The sequence below is a fragment of the Geodermatophilus sp. SYSU D01176 genome, assembly GCF_054050015.1.
This window is the reverse complement of the sequence record NZ_JBJGYN010000013.1, coordinates 52,365-74,939: the sequence shown is the minus strand read 5'-3', so window position 1 is coordinate 74,939 and position 22,575 is coordinate 52,365. Positions and strand designations below refer to the sequence as shown.

General features: G+C 75.2%; 22 protein-coding genes. 7 read left to right on the top strand and 15 right to left on the bottom strand.

The annotated features are described in order from the left end of the window. Positions 1–105: 105 nt before the first annotated feature. The 6 genes from ACI78Z_RS09740 to ACI78Z_RS09715 form a co-directional block, all read right to left on the bottom strand. Positions 106–1,782 (bottom strand): PP2C family protein-serine/threonine phosphatase, encoded by a 1,677-nt coding sequence (locus tag ACI78Z_RS09740; RefSeq protein WP_457036331.1) that lies wholly within the window; start codon positions 1,780–1,782, stop codon positions 106–108. Between the two features lie 98 nt (positions 1,783–1,880). Beyond that, on the bottom strand, positions 1,881–2,171 hold the full coding sequence (locus ACI78Z_RS09735) for a DUF1905 domain-containing protein (RefSeq protein ID WP_457036330.1): 291 nt from the start codon (positions 2,169–2,171) through the stop codon (positions 1,881–1,883). 116 nt (positions 2,172–2,287) lie between these two features. Continuing rightward, entirely contained in the window at positions 2,288–3,673 is a 1,386-nt protein-coding gene (gene chrA / locus ACI78Z_RS09730; protein WP_457036329.1) for a chromate efflux transporter, read from the bottom strand. A gap of 17 nt (positions 3,674–3,690) precedes the next feature. Further along, entirely contained in the window at positions 3,691–4,122 is a 432-nt protein-coding gene (locus ACI78Z_RS09725; protein WP_457036328.1) for a chromate resistance protein ChrB domain-containing protein, read from the bottom strand. Beyond that, positions 4,119–4,601, bottom strand: coding sequence for a Chromate resistance protein ChrB (locus ACI78Z_RS09720; RefSeq protein WP_457036327.1), 483 nt, complete (start codon positions 4,599–4,601; stop codon positions 4,119–4,121). Before ACI78Z_RS09720 ends, ACI78Z_RS09725 begins: the two co-directional genes overlap by 4 nt. Positions 4,602–4,647: 46 nt before the next feature. Further along, positions 4,648–5,622 carry a sulfotransferase family protein gene (locus tag ACI78Z_RS09715; RefSeq protein WP_457036326.1) on the bottom strand — a complete coding sequence of 325 codons (975 nt, stop codon included), beginning with the start codon at positions 5,620–5,622 and terminating at the stop codon, positions 4,648–4,650. Positions 5,623–5,690: 68 nt separating this feature from the next. Here ACI78Z_RS09715 and ACI78Z_RS09710 point away from each other — a divergent pair, with 68 nt between their 5' ends. Beyond that, entirely contained in the window at positions 5,691–6,617 is a 927-nt protein-coding gene (locus tag ACI78Z_RS09710; protein WP_457036325.1) for a hypothetical protein, read from the top strand. A 273-nt stretch (positions 6,618–6,890) separates the two neighbouring features. Then, entirely contained in the window at positions 6,891–7,424 is a 534-nt protein-coding gene (locus ACI78Z_RS09705) for a cysteine dioxygenase (protein WP_457036324.1), read from the top strand. 93 nt (positions 7,425–7,517) lie between these two features. Here the strand turns inward: ACI78Z_RS09705 and ACI78Z_RS09700 are convergent, their stop codons facing one another. Then, entirely contained in the window at positions 7,518–8,117 is a 600-nt protein-coding gene (locus tag ACI78Z_RS09700) for a YceI family protein (RefSeq protein ID WP_457036323.1), read from the bottom strand. Between the two features lie 137 nt (positions 8,118–8,254). On the opposite strand from ACI78Z_RS09700, the gene ACI78Z_RS09695 reads away from it, so the two are divergent. Continuing rightward, the gene (locus ACI78Z_RS09695) at positions 8,255–8,659 is read left to right on the top strand and encodes a hypothetical protein (RefSeq protein WP_457036322.1); all 405 of its coding nucleotides are present in this window, start codon (positions 8,255–8,257) and stop codon (positions 8,657–8,659) included. Between the two features lie 14 nt (positions 8,660–8,673). Beyond that, positions 8,674–9,975 (top strand): ANTAR domain-containing protein, encoded by a 1,302-nt coding sequence (locus ACI78Z_RS09690; RefSeq protein ID WP_457036321.1) that lies wholly within the window; start codon positions 8,674–8,676, stop codon positions 9,973–9,975. 180 nt (positions 9,976–10,155) lie between these two features. Here the strand turns inward: ACI78Z_RS09690 and ACI78Z_RS09685 are convergent, their stop codons facing one another. The 8 genes from ACI78Z_RS09685 to ACI78Z_RS09650 all read right to left on the bottom strand — a co-directional run bounded on the left by ACI78Z_RS09685 (position 10,156) and on the right by ACI78Z_RS09650 (position 21,287). Then, positions 10,156–12,081 (bottom strand): CheR family methyltransferase, encoded by a 1,926-nt coding sequence (locus tag ACI78Z_RS09685; RefSeq protein ID WP_457036320.1) that lies wholly within the window; start codon positions 12,079–12,081, stop codon positions 10,156–10,158. A gap of 4 nt (positions 12,082–12,085) precedes the next feature. Next, complete coding sequence (locus ACI78Z_RS09680) at positions 12,086–13,117, bottom strand: chemotaxis protein CheB (RefSeq protein WP_457036319.1); 1,032 nt, start codon at positions 13,115–13,117, stop codon at positions 12,086–12,088. A 112-nt stretch (positions 13,118–13,229) separates the two neighbouring features. Further along, positions 13,230–13,994 (bottom strand): crotonase/enoyl-CoA hydratase family protein, encoded by a 765-nt coding sequence (locus ACI78Z_RS09675; protein ID WP_457036318.1) that lies wholly within the window; start codon positions 13,992–13,994, stop codon positions 13,230–13,232. Beyond that, positions 13,991–15,160: a CaiB/BaiF CoA transferase family protein gene (locus tag ACI78Z_RS09670; protein ID WP_457036317.1), complete on the bottom strand. Its 1,170-nt coding sequence runs from the start codon at positions 15,158–15,160 to the stop codon at positions 13,991–13,993. The genes ACI78Z_RS09675 and ACI78Z_RS09670 overlap by 4 nt, the downstream gene beginning before the upstream one ends. 49 nt (positions 15,161–15,209) lie before the next feature. Beyond that, positions 15,210–16,334 (bottom strand): NDMA-dependent alcohol dehydrogenase, encoded by a 1,125-nt coding sequence (locus ACI78Z_RS09665; protein WP_457036316.1) that lies wholly within the window; start codon positions 16,332–16,334, stop codon positions 15,210–15,212. Between the two features lie 200 nt (positions 16,335–16,534). Continuing rightward, complete coding sequence (locus ACI78Z_RS09660) at positions 16,535–17,263, bottom strand: helical backbone metal receptor (protein ID WP_457036315.1); 729 nt, start codon at positions 17,261–17,263, stop codon at positions 16,535–16,537. 155 nt (positions 17,264–17,418) lie between these two features. Further along, the gene (gene icmF, locus ACI78Z_RS09655) at positions 17,419–20,652 is read right to left on the bottom strand and encodes a fused isobutyryl-CoA mutase/GTPase IcmF (RefSeq protein WP_457036314.1); all 3,234 of its coding nucleotides are present in this window, start codon (positions 20,650–20,652) and stop codon (positions 17,419–17,421) included. An 89-nt stretch (positions 20,653–20,741) separates the two neighbouring features. Then, entirely contained in the window at positions 20,742–21,287 is a 546-nt protein-coding gene (locus ACI78Z_RS09650) for an N-acetyltransferase family protein (RefSeq protein WP_457036313.1), read from the bottom strand. 32 nt (positions 21,288–21,319) lie between these two features. On the opposite strand from ACI78Z_RS09650, the gene ACI78Z_RS09645 reads away from it, so the two are divergent. The 3 genes from ACI78Z_RS09645 to ACI78Z_RS09635 all read left to right on the top strand — a co-directional run bounded on the left by ACI78Z_RS09645 (position 21,320) and on the right by ACI78Z_RS09635 (position 22,515). Next, a complete protein-coding gene (locus ACI78Z_RS09645) occupies positions 21,320–21,931 on the top strand; it encodes a TVP38/TMEM64 family protein (protein WP_457036312.1) in 612 nt (203 codons plus the stop codon). A 99-nt stretch (positions 21,932–22,030) separates the two neighbouring features. Further along, a complete protein-coding gene (locus ACI78Z_RS09640; protein ID WP_457036311.1) occupies positions 22,031–22,174 on the top strand; it encodes a hypothetical protein in 144 nt (47 codons plus the stop codon). Between the two features lie 146 nt (positions 22,175–22,320). Further along, a complete protein-coding gene (locus tag ACI78Z_RS09635) occupies positions 22,321–22,515 on the top strand; it encodes a hypothetical protein (RefSeq protein WP_457036310.1) in 195 nt (64 codons plus the stop codon). The last annotated feature ends 60 nt before the right edge of the window (positions 22,516–22,575 follow it).

Below are 22,575 nucleotides of genomic sequence, written 5' to 3'. Positions count from 1 at the left end.
GTGGGTGCACACCCGGCCGGAGGCCCCGGTGCCCGCGCACCCATCGTGACGCGGTGCCACCTCGTCCGCACCCTCAGCAGCCGGCGATGGGGCGGGACGCGCGGGTCAGGCGTCCCGCGCGGCGTCGCGCTGCGGATGGCAGCGGACGGCGACGACCGCGACGTCGTCCTCCGGGCGGCTCCCGACGATCCGCTCGATCAGCGCGTCGCACAGCTGGTCCACCGGGATCGCGCCCACCTCGCGGACCGCGTGGACCAGCCGGCCGGTGCCCTCGTCGATCCCGGTGCGGCCCTGCTCGACCAGCCCGTCGGTGTAGAAGAGCAGCGTGTCGCCGGCGCGCACCTCGGCCACGGCATCGGTCCGGGGCCGGGTCGACTCCGCGCCCAGCAGCGTCTGCGGCTCCGCCTCCAGGAGCTCCACCCGGCCGTCGCCGCCCAGCAGCAGCGGCGGCAGGTGCCCGGCCGAGGACCAGCGCAGCACCCGCCGGCCGCTGCCGGCCAGCTCGGGCGGCTGCTCGAGGCGGGCGATCAACGCGGTGGCCAGGGTGCCGATCCGTAGGCCGGTGAGCGCCGCGTCGACCCGGGTGAGCACCCGCGCCGGCTCCTCCTGCCGGTCGAAGGCGATGCCCCGCAGGATGCTGCGCACCTGGCCCATCGCCGCCGCGGCGTCCACGTTGTGCCCGACGACGTCGCCGATCACCAGCAGCGTCGCGCCGCCGGGCTGCTGGAAGGCGTCGTACCAGTCGCCGCCCACGTGCAGCGTGCTGGACGCCGGCAGGTAGCGGACGGCGATATCCAGGTCGTCGGGCTGCGGCGGCGGGGTGAGCATGCTGCGCTGGAGGGTCTCGGCGACGGCGAGCTGGCGGCCGTAGAGCCGGGCGTTGTCGATGGCCAGCGAGGCGCGGCGGGCCACCTCCACCGCCGTGGCGATCTCCATCTCGCTGTGCGGTGGCCGCGCCGAGTCGTTGACCAGGCCGAGGACGCCGAAGGTCTCCGCCCGCGCCCGCAGCGGGACGACGGTGAGCGAGCTGACGTCCAGCCGCTCCCAGGCCGCCCTGACCTCCTCGCTGCCGCCGAACGACGGCTCGATGATCGCCGGGTCGATCACCGGGAGGTGGATCGGCTCGCCGGTGAGCAGCGCCGTCACCATCGGGTTGTCCTCGGCAGCGGTGCGGGTCCGCAGCCTCAGGTAGAGCTCGAGGTCGGCCGCGCGGGCGGGATCGCGGTGCGCCCACCCCTCGTCGGCGGGGGCGCCGTCGTCCCCGAGCACGGTGACGACCGCCCAGTCGCACAACCGGGGGACGACGAGGTCGACCAGCGTGGCCACCGACTCCCGCGGGTCCAGGGTGCTGACCATCGACTCGCTGACCTCGGCGAGGAAGCGGAGCCGGTCGTCCTCCGCCGCGCCGCTGGGCAGGTCGACCGGGCCCTCGGGCACCGGGCCGGTGCTGCGCCGCAGCGAGACGTGCAACCGGTCGCCGGCGCGGTGCGCGGTGGCGTCGAGCCAGGAGCCCGCCGGCGGGTAGTAGCCCCGCCAGGTCACCCGGTCGTCGACGCTGCGGGCGTGCAGCAGGAAGCTGTGGAAGATCGTGCCGGCGAGCTCCGGCAGCGCGATCCAGATGTTGCGGCCGGCCAGCTCCTCGAGCCGGCGGCCGAGCAGGTCGGCGGTCGCCTGGTCGACCGACTCCAGCGTCCAGTCGCCGTCGAAGACGGCCACGGCGGGCGCCCCGGGCGCGGTCTGCCGCTCCGGGACGAGCGCCGAGGGCCCTGCGCCATCCCTCACGTCGTCCCCACGCCTCCGGTCGTCGCAAGTGGCGTTGACGCAGGGAATGTACGCCAGCGGTCCGGCGACCCCCGGGACCCGGCGGGTCAGCCGAGGCGCTACTCCAGGTGCACGGCGACCGTCTCGCCGGCCTCCTTGCCGATCGCCTGCCGGATCTCGGCGGTCACCGGCAGCTTGTGCGTGCCGTCGCCCAGGGCCATGAAGGAACTGCGGAACGGGTGGCCGTCGATCGTGCCGCGCACCCTGACCAGCCCGCGGGTCCCGAAGAACTCCGCGGAGCCGGGCATCTGCACGTAGGTCCAGCCGCCGGGCGCGGAGCTGCGGACCAGGGGCGCGGTGAACGCGGTGTCCAGCGGACCGGAGCGCTGCGGTCGCGGGGTGGTGGTCATGCCCCTCCGACCGCCGCCGGGGCCCGGACTCATCGGGGCGCAGCCCTGTCGTCCCGCTGGTCCCCTGCAGGGTCCCGCCACGAGCTCGCGAGTGGCGGGGGGCAGGGGGTCCTCCCTCAGATGACGGGCAGCCCGGCCAGCCCCGCCGCCAGCCCCAGCAGGGCGCACACCCCGAGGGTCCGCAGCACCGGCCAGCGCAGCCGGAACAGCAGCACGGCCGCGACGACGGCGATCGCCAGCGGCACCGGACGCAGCGTGCCGAGGTCGGGCAGCTCCAGGTGCAGCGGCCCGCGGTCGACGTCGACCGTCTCGGAGAACAGCGTGTGGACGGCGAAGTACACGCCGAGGTTCGCGATCACGCCGACCACCGCGGCGGTGATCCCGGTGAGCGCCGCCGACAGCGACCGGTTGCCGCGCAGCCGCTCCATGTACGGGGCGCCGAGCAGCACGAACAGGAAGCTCGGCACGAAGGTCACCCAGACGACGAGCAGCGAGGCGAGGACGGCGGCGGCCCACGGGTCCAGCGCGCCCGGGTCGCGGTACGCGCCGACGAAGGCGACGAACTGCACCACCATGATCAGCGGCCCCGGCGTGGTCTCGGCCAGCGCGAGCCCGCGCACCATCTCCCGCGGACCCAGCCAGCCGTAGACCTCCACCGCCTGCTGGGCCACGTAGGCGAGCACCGCGTAGGCGCCGCCGAAGGTGACCACCGCGGCGCCGGAGAAGAAGAGCCCCTGCTGGGTGAAGACGCTGCCTGCGCCGGTCAGCAGCGCGACCGCGGCCACCGGCGTGCCCCAGGCCAGCAGGCCGACGGCGAGCACCCGCAGCGTGCGGCGCGTCGTGGGCGGCTCGGCGTGCAGGACGTCGTCGCTGACCACCGGCGGAGGGCCGTCGTCGGCGGCCTCCCCCGCGCGCCCCCGCGGCAGCGCGGCCGGCCGCCAGCGGCCCAGTGCCCAGCCGGTGAGACCGGCCAGGGCGACCACGACCGGGAACGGCACCCCGAACAGCGCCAGGGCGAGGAACGCGGCGACCGCGATCGCGACCAGCGCCCGGTTGTCCAGCGCCCGCTTCGCGACCCGCTGCACGGCCTGGGCGACGACCGCCAGCACGGCCGGGGCGAGCCCCGCGAACACCGCGAGGACGGCGGTGGTGTTCCCGAACCCGACGTACACCGCCGAGAGCACCAGCAGCGCGAGCAGGCCCGGCAGCACGAACAGGCCGCCGGCGACCAGCCCGCCCCGGGTCCCGTGCAGCAGCCAGCCGACGTAGGTGGCCAGCTGCTGGGCCTCGGGTCCCGGCAGCAGCATGCAGTAGTTCATCGCGTGCAGGAACCGGCGCTGGCCGATCCAGCGGTGCTCGTCGACGAGCGTGCGCTGCATGACCGCGATCTGCCCGGCCGGGCCGCCGAAGGTCTGCAGCGAGATGAGGAACCACGCCCGCACCGCGGTGCGGAACGGGACGACCGTCTGCTGCTGAGGCCGGGCGGGGCCGTTCACGTCCATGGGGGTCCTCGGAAGGGTCAGGCCGGCTCGCGGCCGAGCAGCAGGCGGCGGCGGTGGTACTCGTAGAGCCCGTCGAACAGCGCACCGGAGACGGCCAGGGTCTGCTCGTCGGTGCCGGTCATGGACAGACCCCGCAGCAGGACGTCCAGGCCGGGGGCCTCCGGCGCGTCGAAGCGCCCGTCGTCGAGGTCGGCCTCGTGCACCGCCTCGCCGATCCGCCAGAGCACCGGGTCGGTCAGCTGGTAGCGCCGCAGGATCGTCTCGAAGCTGCAGTCCCCGCCCGAGTGGCCGAGCTCGACACCGCGCATGTCGAACGGGGTCGCGTCCGCGGGGACGCCGGCCGGGTCGGCGACGAAGACGAACTCCGCCTCCGGGTCGAGGAAGCGGCGGATGAGCCAGGCGCAAGCGGCCCGGTCGATGTGCACGCCGGCCCGGGTCGCCCACCTCACCGGGCCACCTGCTCGGTCGTGGCGGCCTCGGTCAACGCCCTCAGCGCCCGGGCAGCGTCCTCGCGCTCGGGCGGCGGGAAGAAGTCGCGCCGGCCGATCGCGCGGAACTCGGTGCGCAGCCGGCGCAGTGCCCGGCTGCGCTCGGCCGGCTCCGTCGCGGTCGCCGCGCGGCACTCCCCGGCCAGTGCCCGGTACTCCGCGGCCCGGGCGGCGGCCATCCCGGTGGCGAGCTCGCGCTCCTGCGCGGCGCCGGCCGGTCGGGCCACCCACAGCCCGGCCGTGCCGCCGGCCGCGAGGACGTCGTCGGCCATCCACTCCAGCGACTCGCGGGTGCGGGCGTCCGCCGGCAGCGCCACCAGGCCGTCGGCCAGCTGGGCCACCCCCAGCCGACGCAGCCGCCGCCACAGCGTCGTCCGCGGACCCGAGGGCTCGCGCGGCAACCGGTAGGACAGCAGCACCCACTCCCCGGTCCCGTCCACGCGCCGATGCAACCATGGTTGCAGTGGCCGTGTCCAGCCAGCACGGTCAGGAAGTCGCGCTGCCGGTCGAGCGGGACCGGAAGTCGCCGCGCCCGGTGTCGCCCTTCCAGTCGGCGAAGGACTCACCGGTCAGCTCCTCCAGCAGCTCGATGTCGGGCAGCAGCGGCTCGAGCACCTCGCGGCGCACCTCGACCGGCACCGACGGCCGCGGGGCCCGCCCGGCGTGCAGCGCGGCGACCAGCGGTCGGCTGACCTGGCGCCACACCCGCGGCGGGGCGTACGCGCCGAGCGCCGCGCCGGCGCGGACGGCCCGGGACAGCGCGCGGTAGCGGGCGGTGTCGGCGACGTACGGCTTCACGTTCTCCGGCGGGACGGCGTGCGCGACGCCGGGCGCCACGCCGAGGAAGGCGCTGACCCGGTCGAGGGTCTCCCGAGGGTGGTCGACCACCTGGCGGTAGCGCAGCAGCAGCACCCGGTCGGAGGGCACGTGCCGGTACAGGTCCCGCAGCTGCTCGCCGTAGCGGCCCAGGCCCCGGTAGTGCCAGAACGGCGCCCAGCCGTCGGCGACCCGCCGCTCCTCTCGCCGGACGGCGGTGCGGAAGTCGGTCTCGGGCTCCAGGCCGTCGGCGCGCAGGTGCACCCAGTTCGACCAGGCCCGGTCCACCGGGTCCCGGACGACGGCGATCACCTTGACGTCGGGCACGTCCGCGGCCAGCCGCGCCTGGGCGGCGCGGTCGTACAGGTAGAACGGCGTGCTCTCGCCGCGGACGACGCCCTCCGGGGCGGCGGCGAACAGCGCCAGGTACTCCTCTCGCCGCCAGATCCACTCCCGGGCGCTGTGCGCGTCGCCGGGGCCACGCTGCTGGGACCGCGGCGGCGGCCGGCCGTCGGTGAGGTAGTGCTTCGGCTCCTTGACCGGCGAGAGGTACAGGCCGGGGTGGGTGGCCAGGGCGGCGTGCAGCGCCGTCGTCCCGGCCTTGGGCGCGCCGGCGATGACGAACTCGGGCAGGCGTCCGGTCACGGGGTGGGCCCTCCTCGGTGGTGTGCAGACTGGGCGGCGCCCCCTCCGGTCGACCGTGGAGCCGCCGCGTGCCCAGCCACCCCGTCCCGACGTCCCCGGTCCGCCCACCGGCCCCCGACCGGTTCTGGACCGACGCCGAGGTGGTGCTGGAACCGGAGGACCCACGGCCGGGCTCCTGGGCCGGCGGCCCGTCCGTGCAGCTGGTCGACGGCACGTGGTGGCTGGCCGCCCGGCTGCGCCGGCCGGTCGGTGAGGGCCGCGGGTTCGCCAACGTCGTGTCGCGGTCGGACGACGGCGTCCGCTTCACGCCGGTGATCGCGGTCGGCAAGGAGCGGTTCGGCGCCGAGTCGCTCGAGCGCCCGGCCCTGGCCCACACGCCCGAGGGACGATGGCGGCTCTACGTCAGCTGCGCCACGCCGGGCACCAAGCACTGGCGCGTCGACCTGCTCGAGGCCGTCGACGTGGCGGGGCTGGCGACCGCGGAGCCGCGGACCGTGCTCCCCGGCAGCGACGTGACGGCGGTCAAGGACCCGGTCGTCCGGCACGACGGGCGGCAGTGGCACCTGTGGGCCTCGGTGCACCCCCTCGACGACCCGGACGCCACCGACCGGATGACCACCGAGCACGCCACCAGCGCCGACGGCGTCGACTGGACCTGGCAGGGCACCGCGCTGGCCGGCACGCCCGGGAGCTGGGACGCCCGCGGCGTCCGGTTCGCCACCGTGGTCCTGGACGGCGACCGCACCTGGGCCCTCTACGACGGGCGCGCCGCGGCCGCGGAGAACTGGGAGGAGCGCACCGGGCTCGCGACGGCCGGCGGCGACGGCCGGTTCACCGCAGCGGCGGGCGGCCCGCTGCTGCAGAGCCCGCACCCACCGCACGGGCTGCGCTACGCGGACGTCGTCCCGCTGCCCGGAGGGCGCGCTCGCTGGTTCTACGAGGCCACCCGCGCCGACGGCGCACACGAACTGCGCACGGTGCTGGTGGACGGCTGACCGCGGCATGGGGGTCCTCCTCACATCCCGCAGGCCCGGGCTGGACCGCCGGGACCCTGACACGCCGGGCGAATTGTCGTCAAACCCGACCGACATGGTAGAGATTCACCCGTGCCCGCCGCCCCGGCCCCCTCCGCCGCCCCGCCGCGGCTGGTCCGGCGCGTGCACGTCGACCTCGGCCGGGTCTGGTCCGCCGCCTGTCGCTGACGGCGCTCCGACCCACCGGCCACCGTTCCGCGCGGCCGGACCCGACCCTCCCGAGGAGACCCCGTCGTGACCGGATCCCTGCTGTCCCCTGCCTCGCTGCGCCCGGCCCGGCCGGTCGACCGCCGCACCGGCGCCGCAGCGCTCGCCGCGGCCCTGGCCGCCGCCGAGCGGCACTGGCTGCCGCTCGTCGAGCACCGCGCCGAGAGCCGCTGGAGCGCGCTGCTCGCCCCCGACGCCGCGGCGGACGCGCTCGACCCCTCCCTGCACGCCGACCTGGCACGGGCCCAGGTGTGGCTGCTGTCCTGGCTACCCGGCCAGGGCACCGACCTGCACGACCACGGCGGCTCCGCGGGCGCCTTCGCCGTCGTCCGCGGGACGCTGTCCGAGCGGGTGGGCACCCGCGACGGCAGCGCCGAGCTCTCCGTGGGCCGGGTGCGCCACTTCGGCCCGCACCACGTGCACCAGGTGGACAACCGCGGCGCGGAGCCGACGGTCAGCGTGCACGTCTACACCCCGCGGCTGACCGTCATGCACACCTACCGCGTCGACGGCCGGGTGCTGGTCCGCACGGGCACCGAGCGGGCCGGCGTCGACTGGTGAAGGACCCTCTGCCCCACCACTCGCGAGCCTCGACCGGCCCCGTCCCGAACCCCGCCTCGAGCATGCGGAGGGTGGGGAGGACGGGGTCCTCTCTCAGGAGACGCGGACGGCGGAGACGTCGAACTCGACCTGGATGCGGTCGCTGACCAGCACGCCGCCGGTGTCCAGCGGGGTGTTCCAGGTCAGGCCCCAGTCGCTGCGCTTGATCGCCAGCGCGCCCTCGAAGCCGACCCTCGTGTTGCCGAACGGGTCCTTCGCCGAGCCGGTGAGGGTGAAGTCCACCGACACCGGCCGGGTGGTGCCCCGGATGGTCAGGTCGCCGGTCACCGTGTAGGTCTCCTCGTCGACCTGCTCCACGTCGGTGGAGGTGAAGACGATCTCGGGGTAGGTGTCGACGTCGAGGAAGTCCGCGGAGCGCAGGTGCGCGTCCCGGTCGGCCTGGCCGGTGTCGATGCTGGCCGTCCGGATGCGCAGCGTCACCGAGCTGGCCGCCGGGTTGGCGACGTCGAGGTGCGCCGTCCCGGCGAACTCCCCGAACGAGCCCCGCACGGTGGTCACCATGGCGTGCCGGGCCCGGATCCCGATGCGCGTGTGCGCGACGTCGACCTCGTAGTCCCCGGTGACGTCGACGAGCGCGCTGGTGGCCGCGTCGAAGTCGGTGGGGTCCGCGTCAGGTGCCCGGTGCTTGCCCACGGTGGCCCTCCCTCCCCCTGTACCCGGACCATCCTGGCGGATCGGGTCGGGCGCCGACACGCCAGGGTCCCGCACCGGGCGGTTGCGCGCCTCCGGCCGGAACGACTGTGCAGCCGGCAGCCGCGAGGAGGACCATCGTGCGGGTGGACGACGACGGCCCGGGTCGCCGCGCGGCGGCACGTGCTGCGGAAGCCGCCCAGCGCGCCCGCGAGCTGGCCGAACGGCGCCGGTCGATGGGTGGGCCCGGTGGCTCCCGCCCCGAGGACGTGCTGCAGGCCCAGCAGCGGGCCGCCGAGGCCGCGGACCACGCCGAGGTCGCCCTGCGCCGGGCCACGTCGGGCCACGAGCGGGCCGCAGAGAGCCACGAGGCCGCCGCCGAGGCCCATGAACGGGCCGCGTCGCGGGGCGTCGGCGACGCCGACGAGCACCGCCGCCGGGCCGCCGAGCACCGCAGGGAGGCGGTGGCCGACCGTGCCGCCGCGGCGGCCGATGCCCGGCGCGGCGCAGCACCTGCAGCCGAGGCCCCCGCTCCGCCCGGCTGAGGAGAGAGGTTGCCGTGGACAGCCACACCGACCCGGTGCGCCCCGACCGCACGCGCGCCCGGCCCCTGCCGCCCGCCGAGGCGCTGCACACGCTGGCCGACCTGGAGGTGGCCCACGAGGAGCTGCGGGTCGCCGAGGAGGAGGTGCGGGCCCAGCAGGAGCAGATCGAGGAGCTGCTGACCCGCTACGAGTCCGAGCGCCGGTGGCGCAGCCAGCTGTCCGGGCTGGTACCGGTCGCGCTGGCACAGACCGACGGCGCCGGCAAGCTGGTCGACGCGAACCCGGCGTTGGCGACCTACCTCGAGGTGCCGCTGCCCCGCCTGGCGGGCAAGCCGCTGAGCGTCTACCTGGACCCCCGCGACGTGCCCGCGTTCCGTACCGCGGTCCGGGCCCTGGCCTCGGGCGCGGCCGAGCAGCAGCGCCTGCGGGTCACGCTGCACGGCCGCCGGCACGGGCTGGCCGTCGCCGACCTGTTCGGCTTCACGGACACCGCGGCGGGGCAGACCTCCGACACCCGCCTGCAGTGGGTGCTGATCCCCGCGGAGCGATCGTCCGCCGCGCCACGGAGCACCGGGCCGGCCGTCGAGCTGTCGCCTGCCGACCAGCTGGGGCTGGCCGCCGCGCTCGCCGAGCTGTCCACACTGCCCATCGGGGACGGCGACCGGCAACGACTGCTCACGCGCATGGCGACGCTGGTGCACAGCGCCGTCCCGGCGGCCACCGCGGTGAGCATCACCGTCGGCTCGCCGCTGGACCCCCAGCAGCTCGGCAGCGACTCCACCGTCGCCCAGGAGCTGGACGGCCGGCAGCTGCAGGCCGGGGAGGGCCCGTGCTGGGACGCCCACCTCACCGGCGCGGCGGTGACCGTCTCCGACCTCCGCACCGACGAGCGTTGGCCCCGGCTACGACGGCTCCTCGCCGACAGTCCGGTGCGCAGCGTGCTCGGCCTGCCCCTGCGCGAGGGTGAGCAACCGGTCGGCGTGCTGAACGTCTACTCCGCCGAGGTCGGCGCGTTCGGCGGCGACAGTCGGCGGATCGCCGAGCTCGTCGCCGCGGCCGTCGGCGGGGTGCTGCAGAGCGTGGCCGAGCGGGAGTCCCTGCGGACCCTGGCGACGAACCTGGAGAAGGCGCTCACCTCCCGGGCGACCATCGACCAGGCCAAGGGCGTGCTCATGGCCCGGCTCGGCATCAGCGCCGACGACGCCTTCGCCCGGCTGGTGGCCTTGAGCAACCGGCTCAACGTCAAGCTCCGCGACCTCGCCCAGCTGGTCGTCGAAGGGCACGCCGGAGAGGTGATCGCCGCCGCCGACACGTGACGGCCCCCTGGCGACGTCCTGGGACGGCCCCTCTGCAGGGTCCCGCCGCGAGCCCGGTGACGTCCTGGAACGGCCCCTCTGCAGGGTCCCGCCGCGAGCCCGGTGACGTACTGGAACGGCCCCTCGGCAGGGTCCCGCCGCGAGCCTGCGAGCGGTGGGGGGCAGAGGGGTCCTTCTCCTTCAGGCGATCGGGTCCATGAGGACGACGGCGCCGACCCCCTCGCCCGGTGCCTCGGAGAAGGCGGTCACGGTGACCCGCACCCGCACCGGCCGGCCGCGCCGGTTGACCGCGTCCAGCTCGACGGTGTCGTGGCCACCGTCTCCGCTGTTCGCCTCCCCCACGACCTGCCGGCGCAGCAGCGGGTGCAACCGGGACACCGGCAGGCCCATGTCCAGGTCGAGCACGTGGCGCCCCTGCACCTCGTCCTGGCGCAGGCCCCACAGGTCCTCGGCGGCGGCGTTCCACACCAGCACCCGCAGGTCGGCGTCGACGACCGCCACCCCGGCGCGGAAGCTGCTGAGCACGCCGTTCATGAACCGGTTGACCGTACCCACCTCGTCGGTGGAGGCGCGCAGCTCCTCGTTGGTGGAGTGGAGCTCGTCGTTCATCGACTGGAGCTCCTCGTTCATCGTCTCCAGTTCCTCGTTGGTCGACTGGAGCTCCTCGTTGGTGGTCTCCAGCTCCTCGACCGTGGACTGCAGCTCCTCGTTGGTGGTCTCCAGTTCCTCGTTGGCCGACTGCAGTTCCTCGTAGGCGGTCTCCAGTTGCCGGTTGGCGAACTCCAGCTCCCGCTGCAGCCGCCGGTAGCGGGTGACGTCCTCGAAGACCACCGTCGCACCGAGCATCTCGCCGTCCTCGCGGGCGATCGGCACCACCTGGACGTCGAACAGCTGCGGCTCGTGGCCGATCCGGCGCCGCTCGACGCCGCGCAGCCACACCGGCCGACGGGTCTGGGTCACCTCCTCGATGGAGCTGCGCAGCTCCACCGGGCGGTAGGAGACCTCGAGGTCCTGGAACGGCCGGCCGACGTCGCGCTGCTCGACGCCGAACAGCCGCTCGGCCGCGCGGTTCACCATCGCCAGCCGGCCGTCGCTGTCCAACGCGAGCTGGGCGGCCGGCCCGGACAGCAGCGCCTCGCGACGGAGCCGGGTGAGGTCCTCGGCGCCGTCGGAGGCCGGCAGGCGCACCGGCGGGACGATGGAGCGCCGGTCCGGCGGCGGGGTGCCGTCGCGCTTCCGGAAGAACCGCCGGGTGAGGTCGACCGGAGCGAAGAGCTGGTTGTGCGACAGCAGCATCTCGGCCTTGCCGAGGAACAGCAGCCCGTTCGGGTTGAGGGCGTAGTGCAGCCGGCCGAGGATCCGCGCCTGCGCCTCGGCCGTGAAGTACATGAGCGTGTTGCGGCACAGCAGCAGGTCGATGTGCGAGATCGGCGCGTCCTGCACCAGGTCGTTGCGGCCGAAGATGACCGAGCGGCGCAGGTCCTTGCGGAAGGCGAACCGGCCGTTGTCCGGCGTGAAGTACTCCTGCAGCTGCGCGGGGGTCAGCCCGGCCGTCTCCCGGTCGGTGAACAGCGCCTGGCGGGCGTGGGCCAGCGCCTCCTCGTCGACGTCGGTGGCATAGATCTTCACCCGCTTGCGGAACTCCTCGGCGCCCAGCGCGTCGGCCAGCAGGATGGCCAGGCTGTAGGCCTCCTGGCCCGACGCGCACCCCGCGCTCCACACGCGGATCACCGGCCCGGCGCCGGCCAGCAGCCCGGGCAGCTGCTCGTCGCGCAGGTGCTCCCAGGCCGCACCGTCGCGGAAGAAGCTGGTGACGTTGATGAGGATGGTGTTGAACAGGGGCGTGAACTCGTCGGGGTGCACCTCGAGGAAGTCCTGGTACTCGCCGAAGGAGGCGACCCCGAGTTCGGTCATCCGCCGCTGCACCCGCCGGGCGAGGCTGGGGCGCTTGTAGCCGGTGAAGTCGAAGCCGCGGCGCTCGCGCAGGTAGACGAGCAGCGCCTCGAGGTCGGCGTCCTGGTCGGCCGCGGGGTCGGCCGCGTCGCCCTCGGTGTCCTCGAGGACCGCGTCGTCCAGCGGCGTCCCCGCCGGCTGCTGCTCTGCCACCGGCTCAGCCCTCCCCGACCTCGTCCGGCAGCGCCGAGCCGCTCAGCTCGCCGCGGTGCAGCAGGTCGCGCAGCAGCCCGGCGGCGTTCCGGGCCTCGTCGGAGCGCCGGCGGAACCGCAGGGCGCTGTGCCGGTGGCCGCGCTCCTCCGCCCGCCGGCCCATGTGCTGCGCCAGGGCCGCTCGCTCCTCCAGGCCGCGCAGCGCCATCCACAGCGCTCCCTCCAGCGCCTGGGCCTGCTCCTCGGCCAGCGCCTCCGGGGACCACGCGTGGCCCACCCGGCACCGGTAGCGCTCCATCCCGCCCTCGCGGATCGTGAACAGCGCACCGTGGCAGCTCGGGCACCCCAAACCCGACGGCGTGCCGGGCCGGTCGGCACCGTCGTAGGCGTCGCCGTCGAGTTCGGCCATCGCGGTCTCCGTCTCCATCAGCCCCGACGGCGGTGACACGTCGGCCACGTCGACCTCCTCGGCGAGCAGCCGGTGCAGCAGCTCCGGCATCCCGGCCACCGGGACGACGTGCTCGGCGCCGCCGACGTCGCGCGCGTGCAGCGGCATGCTGGCGTACATCGCGTCGTCCGGGTCCTGCACCACCCCGACCCCGCCGCGGGCACGGACGGCGATCATCCCGGCGGTGCCGTCGTCCAGCGCGCCGGAGAGGACGACGCCGACGACCCGGGGTCCGGCGGCGCGGGCGGCCGAGCGGAACAGGACGTCGACCGCCGGGCGGTGCCCGTTCTCCCGCGGCCCGTGGGACAGCAGGGTGCGGTCGCCGTCGACCATGAGGTGGACGTCGGGGACGCAGACGGTGACCGTGCCGCGCTCCAGGGGCTCGCCGTGCCGGGCCGGGTGGACCGGCAGCGCGCACACCCGGCCGAGGATCGCCGGCAGCGAGCTGCGCGACCCGGACGGCATGTGCAGCACGACCAGGACGGCGGCCGGCAGGTGCGCCGGCAGGCGGCCGAGCAGGTCGCGCAGAGCCTCCACGCCGCCCGCCGAGGCGCCGACCACCACGAGGTCGCGCTGGATCGTCGGCACCGTTCCCCCACCCGTCGCTCGGTCGCTCCACGGACGGTCGCCCCTGCCCGCGGCGCGTGCACCGAACGGTAGTTGCCCGGGTGCACCCGTGGCGCGACCCCGTGCGGGACGCTCAGCGGCCGCGCCAGACCGGGGGCCGCTTCTCGGCGAAGGCCGTGGCGCCCTCCCGCGCGTCCTCGCTGGCGAGGACGGGCGCGACGAGGTCGGCCTGCCGGGCCCAGCCCTCCTCGGCCGTCCAGTCGGCGCTGCCGCGGGCCACCGCCTTGGTCGCGGCCAGGGCCAGCGGGCCGTTGGCCGCGATGGTCGCCGCCAGCGCCAGGGCGCCGTCCAGCGCGCCACCCTCGGGCGTGACCCGGTTGACCAGGCCGACCTCCGCGGCCCGCCGGGCGTCGATCGGGTCGCCGGTCAGCAGCATCTCCATCGCCACGTTGGCCGGCACCCGCCGCGGCAGCAGCAGCGCGCCCCCGCCGGCGGCGACCAGCGAACGCTTGACCTCGGGCACCCCGAAGCGCGCGGTCTCGGCGGCCACCACGAGGTCGCAGGCGAGCACCAGCTCGAAGCCGCCGGCCAGCGCCCAGCCCTCGACGGCGGCGATCAACGGTGTGCGGGGCGGGGTCTGGGTGATGCCGCACAGCCCGCGGCCCTCGATCGCGGGGATCTCCCCGCGCAGGAAGGCCTTGAGGTCCAGGCCGGCGGAGAAGGTGCCGCCCGCGCCGGTGAGGACGCCGACCCGCAGCTCGTCGGACGCGTCGAGCTCGTCGACCGCCGCCGCCACGCCCTCGGCGACCGCGCGGGTGAGCGCGTTGCGCGCCTCGGGCCGGTCGATCGTGATCAGCAGGACGCCGTCGCGCCGCTCGACCCGCACCTCGTCGCTCACCGCGGCTCCTCCCGCTCCGCCTGCACCACCGCGCCCGCCTCCAGCAGGCCGGCCAGCTCGTCCTCGCCGAACCCCCACGCGGCCAGGGCCGCGCGGGTGTCCTGGCCCGGGGTGCGCGGCTCCCCGCGGACGGCGCCCGGGGTGCGCGAGAAACGCGGCGCCGGCGCCGGCTCGGGGTGCCCACCGCGGTCGGCGAACGTGCCGCGGGCGGCCAGGTGCGGGTGGGACGGCGCCTCGGTCAGCCCGAGGACCGGCGTCACGCACGCGTCGGTGCCGGCGAAGGCGTCGGCCCACTCGTCGCGGGTACGGCCGGCGAACGCGGCGGCGACCCGCGCGCGCTGCTCCGGCCACCGGGCGACGTCGAGCTGGCCGCCGTACTCGCCCGCGTCGATGCCCAGGCCCGCGAGCAGCTGCGCGTGGAACTGCGGCTCGATGGCGCCGACGGCGACGTGCCGGCCGTCGGCGCAGGCGTAGGTGCCGTAGAACGGCGCGGCGCCGTCGAGCAGGTTGGCCGCGCGGCGGTCCTGCCACGCCCCGGCACCGAGCAGGCCGTAGACCATCGTGACCAGGGAGCTGGCGCCGTCCACCATGGCCGCGTCGACCACCTGGCCGCGCCCGCTGCTGCCCCGCTCGAGCAGCGCGGCGAGGACGCCGACCACGAGGAACAGCGCGCCGCCGCCGAAGTCCGCGCCGATGTTGAGCGGGACGACGGGGGTCTCCGCCGTCCCGATGGCGTGCAGCGCGCCGGTGAGGCCGAGGTAGTTGATGTCGTGGCCGGCCCGGTCGGCGAGCGGGCCGTCCTGACCCCAGCCGGTCATCCGCGCGTAGACCAGCCGCGGGTTGCGGGCCAGGCACACGTCGGGCCCGACGCCGAGCCGCTCGGTGACGCCGGGACGCAGCCCCTCGACCAGCACGTCGGCGGCCTCGGCGAGCCGGAGGACGACGTCCCGGCCGGCCGGGCTCTTGAGGTCGACGGCGACCGACGGGCGGCTGCGGTTCAGCGCGTCCTGCTCCGCGGGCACCAGCTGCGTGCCGCCACCGGGACGGTCCACCCGGACGACGTCGGCGCCCAGCTCGGCCAGCAGCAGGCAGGCGTAGGGAGCGGGGCCGAGGCCGGCCAGCTCGACGACGCGGATCCCCGCGAGGGGGCCGGTGGGCGGCAGCACGGGCGGACCCTAGCAACGCCCCGCGGCCGGCCCGGTGGGCGAGCCGACCTCAGTCGAAGACGACGACCCCCCGGATGTTCCTGCCGGCCTTCATGTCGTCGAAGCCCTCGGCGACCTGATCCAGCGAGTAGGTGCGCGTGACCAGCTCGTCGAGCTTGAGCGTGCCGGCCGTGTACTGGGCCAGCAGGTTGGGGATGTCCCACCGCGGGTTGCAGCCGCCGAAGAGCGCACCCTGCAGCCGCTTCTGGAACACCGTGAACATGGTGTGGTTGATCGGGATGCCGCCTCCCTGGCGCATGCTCCCGGTCCCGGTGAGGACGACCGTGCCGGCCTTCCGGATCGAGTTCACGGCCTCGGCGATGTGGTCGCCGGTGACGACGCCGACCGCCACGACGGTCGCGTCGGCGCCCTGGCCGTTCGTCAGGGACCGGGCGAGCTCCGTGGCCTCGGCCATGGTGGAGGCGGTGTGCGTCGCGCCCAGTTGCTTGGCGGTCTCGAGCTTGAACCCCACCGGGTCGACGGCGATGACCGCGCGGGCGCCGATGGACCGGGCGGCCTGCACGCTGTTGATCCCGATCCCGCCGACGCCCATGACGATGACCACGTCGCCGTCCCGGGCGTCGGACATGTTGGTGACCGATCCCCACCCGGTGGGGACGCCGCAGGCGACGAGCGCGGCCTTGTCGAGCGGCAGGCCGGGGTCGATCTTCACCGCCGACCGGGCGTCGACCACGGTGTGCTCGCTCAGCGCGGCGAGGCCGTACGCCTGGCCCACCGGCCTGCCCTGGTAGGACATGCGGAAGCTGGTCGGGTCCTCGATCCGGGCGCCGGTGAACAGTCTGGCCCCGAGGTCGCAGAGGTTCTGCCGCCCGGTCGAGCACATCCGGCACCGCCCGCAGACCGCGACGAAGCTGAGCACCACGTGGTCGCCCTCGGCCCACCCGGGGGTGTGGGGCCCGACGCCGACGACGACGCCGGCGCCCTCGTGGCCACCGGCGAGGGGGAGCCGGAGGGGCGGGGCGCTCCCGGGCGGGACGTCGTGGTCGTCGGTGTGGCACAGCCCGACGGCGGCCATCCGGACGAGCAGCTCGCCCTCACGGGGTCCGTCGAGGTCGACCTCGGTGACCTCGTACCGGCCGGGCTGCGTGTGGAGTACTGCACTGCGTGTCTTCACGGCTGCTCCCTCTCTCCTCGACGTCGAGGTCTCGCGGTCCCCGGGGAGGACGCCGCCCGTCCGGCTCGGCGGGCTCCGCGTCGCCGGGACGGTGTGGGAGGAAACAGGGACGGACCGTGTTCATAGCGGACTCGCGGGCCTGGTGTCACCAGGCAACCCCCGGTGCCACGTCCCCGTCCCGGCGCGGACCGGACCCCAGGTCAGGCGCGCGCCGCCGCCAGCAGCCGCGCGCGGGCCGGGCCGAGCGAGGGGCCGTACCAGGTGAGGTCCCGGCCGGAGACCAGCGCCGTGCGGATGCCCGGGAATGCCTCTGGCCCGTCGTCCGCGGTGAAGAGGTAGGGCTCGTCGGGGAGGACGACGACGTCCGGCGCGGCGGCGGTGATGTCGCCGACCGACACCTTCGGGTACCGGTCCTCCGCGCCCGCGAAGACGTTGACCAACCCGAGGCGGACCAGCACGTCGCCGGTGAAGGTGCGGGGGCCGACGACCATCCACGGGTCGCGCCAGACGGGGACGGCGACCCGGAGCCGGGGATCGGGTGGCGGCTGCGCCCACTCCGCGGCCGCCGCCGTCAGCCAGCCCGGCTCCCCCACCCCGAGCACCTCGCCGAACAGCCGGCGCATCGAGGCCAACGCCTCGTCGACCGACTCGATGACGGTCACCCACACCGGGACCCCGGCGGCCCGCAGCCGGTCGACGTCGAGGCGCCGGTTCTCCTCTCGGTTGGCGACGACCAGGTCCGGCGCGAGCGCCGCGATCGCGCCGCGGTCGGGGTTCTTGGTGCCCCGCACCCGCGGCAGGTCCAGGCCGGCGGGGTGGGTGCACCAGTCGGTGGCGCCCACCAGCCGGTCGGGCACGGTCTCCGCCAGCGCCTCGGTGAGCGACGGGACCAGCGAGACCACCCGCCGGGGCGGCCGCGGCAGGTCCACCGGCGTCCCGAGGTCGTCTGTCAGGACCGCCGTCCGATCCCCACGGCCCCGGTGCAGGGGCCCGCCGTGAGCCCGGTCGGCCCCGTCCGGAGGCTCACCCCGAGCGTGCGAGGGGTGAGGGGGACGGGGTCCTGCTCGGGGGGCACGGGGGTCCTTCACACATTCCGGCGGTACTGGCCGCCGACCTCGAAGAAGGCGTCGCTGATCTGGCCGAGCGAGCAGACCCGGACGGCGTCCATCAGCGCGGCGAACACGTTGCCGCCCTCGGCCGCCGCCCGCTGCAGGGCGGCGAGCGCCTCCGGGGCCTCGTCGGCGTGCCGGGCGTGGAAGTCCGCCAGCCGCTTCAGCTGGGACTCCTTCTCGGCCTCGGTGGCGCGGGCGAGCTCCAACGGCTTCGGCGGGGTCTCGTCGCGGTGCGGGTCGAGGAACGTGTTGACGCCGACGATCGGCAGGCTGCCGTCGTGCTTGCGGTGCTCGTAGAGCATCGACTCATCCTGGATCTTGCCGCGCTGGTAGCCGGTCTCCATCGCGCCGAGGACGCCGCCGCGCTCGGCGATCCGGTCGAACTCGGCCAGCACCGCCTCCTCGACCAGGTCGGTGAGCTCCTCGATGACGAACGATCCCTGCAGCGGGTTCTCGTTGCCGGCGAGGCCCCACTCCTTGTCGATGATCATCTGGATGGCCAGCGCCCGGCGGACGGAGTGCTCGCTGGGGGTGGTGACGGCCTCGTCGTAGGCGTTGGTGTGCAGGCTGTTGGCGTTGTCGTAGATGGCGCAGAGGGCCTGCAGCGTCGTCCGGATGTCGTTGAAGTCCATCTCCTGCGCGTGCAGCGACCGGCCCGAGGTCTGCACGTGGTACTTCAGCTGCTGCGAGCGGGGCCCGGCGCCGTAGCGCTCCTTCATCGCGACGGCCCAGATCCGGCGGGCGACCCGGCCGATCACCGAGTACTCGGCGTCCATGCCGTTGGAGAAGAAGAAGGAGAGGCTGGGCGCGAAGTCGTCGATGGCCATGCCGCGCGCCAGGTAGGCCTCGACGTAGGTGAAGCCGTTGGCGAGGGTGAAGGCCAGCTGGCTGATCGGGTTCGCCCCGGCCTCGGCGATGTGGTAGCCGGAGATGGAGACCGAGTAGAAGTTCCGGACGCGGTGCTGGATGAACCACTCCTGGATGTCGGCCATGCAGCGCAGCGCGAACTCGGTGGAGAAGATGCAGGTGTTCTGGCCCTGGTCCTCCTTGAGGATGTCGGCCTGCACCGTGCCGCGGACGGTGGCCAGCACGAACGCCCGGATCTCCTCGGCCTCTCCCGCGTCGGGCTCGCGGCCCTCCTCCTCGCGGAACCGGTCCAGCCGCTGGTCGATCGCGGTGTTGAGGAACATCGCCAGGATCGCCGGCGCCGGGCCGTTGATGGTCATCGACACCGACGTGGTGGGGTCGCAGAGGTCGAAGCCGCTGTAGAGCACCTCCATGTCGTCGAGCGTGGCGATCGAGACGCCGGAGGTGCCGACCTTGCCGTAGACGTCGGGGCGCGGGTCGGGGTCGCGGCCGTAGAGGGTGACCGAGTCGAACGCCGTCGACAGCCGGGTGGCCTCGCTGCCGGCGGACAGGAGCTTGAAGCGGCGGTTGGTGCGGAAGGCGTCGCCCTCGCCGGCGAACATCCGCGCGGGGGCCTCGCCGGAGCGCTTGAACGGGAAGACGCCGGCGGTGAACGGGTAGCCGCCGGGCAGGTTCTCCCGGCGCAGGAAGCGCAGCAGTTCGGCGTCGTCCTGCGTCCGCGGCAGCGCCACCCGGCGCACCTTCGACCCTGACAGCGTCTCCCGGGTCAGCGGGGTGCGGATCTCCTTCCCGCGGACGGTGTAGACGTACTCGTCGCCCGAGTACGCCTCGACCCGGGCCGGCCACTCGTCGAGCAGCTCCCGCACCTCGGGCAGCAGCTCGCGGTCGGCGGCCTCGACCGCGGCCCGCGCGGCCCCGGCGGCCTCGCCGTCCAGCACCTCGGCGGCCGTGCGCAGGTGCTGCCGGCGTCGTGCGACCGCGGCCTGCGCCTCGGTCGCCGCGTGGTAGCCGCGCACCGCCTCGGTGATCTCGGCCAGGTACCGCGCGCGCTGCGCCGGGACGACGCTGGTCAGCCCGGACGACGCCGTGACGTCCACCCGCGGCAGGACGCCGGCGCCCGCGGGCAGCCCCTCGTCGACGAGCAGGCCGAGCAGGTGCTGGTAGAGCGCGGTCACGCCGTCGTCGTTGAACCGGGCGGCGCTGGTGCCGAAGACCGGCATGTCCTCCCACGGCTGCCCGAAGGCCTCGCGGTTGCGGACCATCTGCCGGGCCACGTCCCGGCGGGCGTCCTCCGCCCCGCGCCGCTCGTACTTGTTGATCGCGACGACGTCGGCGAAGTCGAGCATGTCGATCTTCTCCAGCTGCGACGCGGCGCCGAACTCCGGCGTCATCACGTACAGCGCGACGTCGGAGAACGGCACGATGCCGGCGTCGCCCTGCCCGATGCCCGGCGTCTCCACGATCACCAGGTCGAACCCGGCGGCCTTGACCGCGCACAGCACGTCGTCCAGGTGCGCAGGCGTCTCCGCGCCGGCGGCGCGGGTGGCCATCGAGCGGAAGAAGGTGTGGCTGCCCTCGCCGGTCTCCAGGGCGTTCATCCGGATGCGGTCGCCGAGCAGCGCCCCGCCGCCGCGGCGCCGGGTGGGGTCGATCGCGAGGACGGCGACCCGCAGCTTGTCCTCCTGGTCGGTGCGCAGCCGGCGCAGCAGCTCGTCGGTGAGGGAGGACTTCCCCGAGCCGCCGGTCCCGGTGATGCCGAGGACCGGCACCGTCCGGCCGTCGGCCGCCTGCCGCACCCTGGTCGCGAGCTCGGGGTCGCGGCCGGACTCCAGCACCGTGATGGCGCGGGCCAGGGCGGCGGGGTCGCCGGTGAGCAGCGCCTCGACGTCCGGGCCGTGCTCGGTCAGGTCGACGTCGCACTCGCGGATCAGCTCGTTGATCATCCCGGGCAGGCCGAGGCGCTGACCGTCCTCGGGGCTGAAGATCCGGACGCCGCGCTCGCGGAGCAGCGCGATCTCCTCCGGGACGATCACGCCCCCGCCGCCGCCGAAGACCTTCACGTGCCCGGCGCCGGCCTCGGCCAGCCGCTCGACCAGGTAGGTGAAGTACTCGACGTGCCCGCCCTGGTACGAGGAGATCGCCACCCCCTGCACGTCCTCCTCCAGCGCCGCCCGGACGACCGAGTCGACGCTGCGGTCGTGGCCGAGGTGCACCACCTCGGCGCCCTGGCTCTGCAGCAGCCGGCGCATCACGTTGATCGCCGCGTCGTGGCCGTCGAAGAGGCTCGCCGCGGTGACGAAGCGGACCGGGTGGGTGGGGACGTGCAGGTCGGACGGCATGCCGCTCCCGGGGTCGGACGCCGGTTCGCGACCCGCGCCGATTTAGTTGGACGTCCTAGTATCTCCCGGCAGGGCGGTCGTGTCCACGGTCACCGCGGAGGGGTGGGCGGGGTGTCGTCGGGTTCTGCGCCGCTCCCGCCCAGCGGGCGCTGGAACCAGGTGACGTCGTGCCAGCGGCCGAGCTTCCAGCCCACCCGCCGGAAGGTGCCCACCGGCTCGAAGCCCATCGCCGTGTGCAGCCCGACGCTCGCCTCGTTGGGCAGCGCGACGCCGGCCAGCGCGGTCCGGTAGCCGCGGGCGGCGAGGCCGCCGAGCAGGGCGGTGTAGAGGGCGCGGCCGGCGCCGGTGCGCCGGCCGCCGGGCTCGGTGTGGACGCTGACCGACGTCGACCAGTCGCAGGCCGCGCGCGCGTTGAAGGCCGAGCCGTAGGCGTAGCCGGCGACCCGCCCGCCGTCCTCGAGCACCAGCCAGGCGTGCCGGGCGAGCGCGGCCTCGATGCGGCCGGCCATCTGGGCCGACGTCGGCGGCTCGAGCTCGAAGGAGACCGCCGTGTCGCGGACGTAGGGCGCGTAGACCTCCGCGCACGCCACGGCGTCCTCGACGGTCGCGTCCCTGACCAGCCGGCTCTCCACCACGCGGCCATGGTGCCCGCCCGTAGCGTGGGTCCGTGCTCCCCGGCTCCGGTTCCGACCAGCCGGGGTCCGGGGACCCGTCGTCGCCCGGCCCTGCCCCGGCGCGCCGGCCGTGGCTGCGGCTCGCCGTCCTCGGGCTGCTGCTCGTGGCCGCGACGGTCGTCGCACTGACGGTCGACCGGCCGGGGGTCCCGGCGCTGCGGGCCTGGCTGGACTCGGCCGGGCCACTGGGCTGGAGCGCCGTCGTCCTCGGCGTGGCGGGTGCCCTGATGGCACCCGTCCCGCGGACCGCCCTGTCGGTGCTCCTCGGCGCCGCCGCCGGCTTCCCCGCGGGGGTGGCCGTGGCCGTCGGCGCCGGGTGGCTCGGCGGGATGGGCGGGTTCGCGCTCGGGCGACACCTCGGCCGCGCGGCCGTCACCCGCCTCGCCGGACGGCGGCTGGCCCGCGCCGACCGGTTGTTCCGCGACCGGGGCTTCCTCGCCGTCGTGCTGGCCCGGGTCAGCCCGGTGCCCTTCTGGATCGTCAGCTACGCCGCCGGCCTGTCGAGCATCCGGTGGCTGCCCGCGGCGCTGGGGACGGCCGTCGGCGTCGTGCCGGGCGCGGTCCTGTACGTCGCCGTCGGCGCCTCGGTGGTCGGCTGGTTGTAGTCCGCTTCACTCGTCCGAGGCTGTTCCGGATGTCGAACGGCCACATCCGTGTGCCTGGTGCCACAATGGTGAACAACAGGTGAACGAGAGGTGGCCGTCATGCGTATCAGTCCGTGCCCGCAGTGCCGTTGGGTGTCCGTCGTCGACAGCGCCGGGCACCGGCACATGGAGATGCGCTGGATCGTCCCGTCGAAGCCGACCACGCAGTCGACGGCGGCCCCGTCGACGCTCCGCGCCGCCTGACCCGCTTCCTCGTCCTCGGTGATCGACTCGGCACCGTGACTGCTTGAGCCACGCTGACCGACAGGTCCCCCGTTCGGGCGCATCTCGCCGACCATCGGCCGCCCCAGCAGGACCGTCCTGAGTTCTTACTGGTCAGCGGCCGGAAAGTGTCGTACCCCTCCTCCCCGTCGCTGGGTGAGCTGCTGCCGGTGTGGGCCCGGTCGCCGGAGGAGAAGGCGGTCGAGCTGCAGCGGGCCGAGGCCGAGCTGGCCGCCTACGAGCTGGAGCTGGTCGCTGGCTTCGATCGGCCCGACCGGCCACCACCGGCACCCGACCCCACCGACGACCCGCCGCCCTTCTGACTCAACCGGCCCGAACCCCGCGGCGATGACCCACGCCCGCCGCGGGGCCGACCGGCTCGG

Coding starts and splice junctions, on each gene's coding strand:
- ACI78Z_RS09735 (WP_457036330.1), bottom strand. CDS start 2,171: ATGACCACCACCCCGCGACCGCAGCGCTCCGGTCCGCTGGACACCGCG.
- chrA (WP_457036329.1), bottom strand. CDS start 3,673: ATGGACGTGAACGGCCCCGCCCGGCCTCAGCAGCAGACGGTCGTCCCG.
- icmF (WP_457036314.1), bottom strand. CDS start 20,652: ATGCCGTCCGACCTGCACGTCCCCACCCACCCGGTCCGCTTCGTCACC.
- ACI78Z_RS09640 (WP_457036311.1), top strand. CDS start 22,031: ATGCGTATCAGTCCGTGCCCGCAGTGCCGTTGGGTGTCCGTCGTCGAC.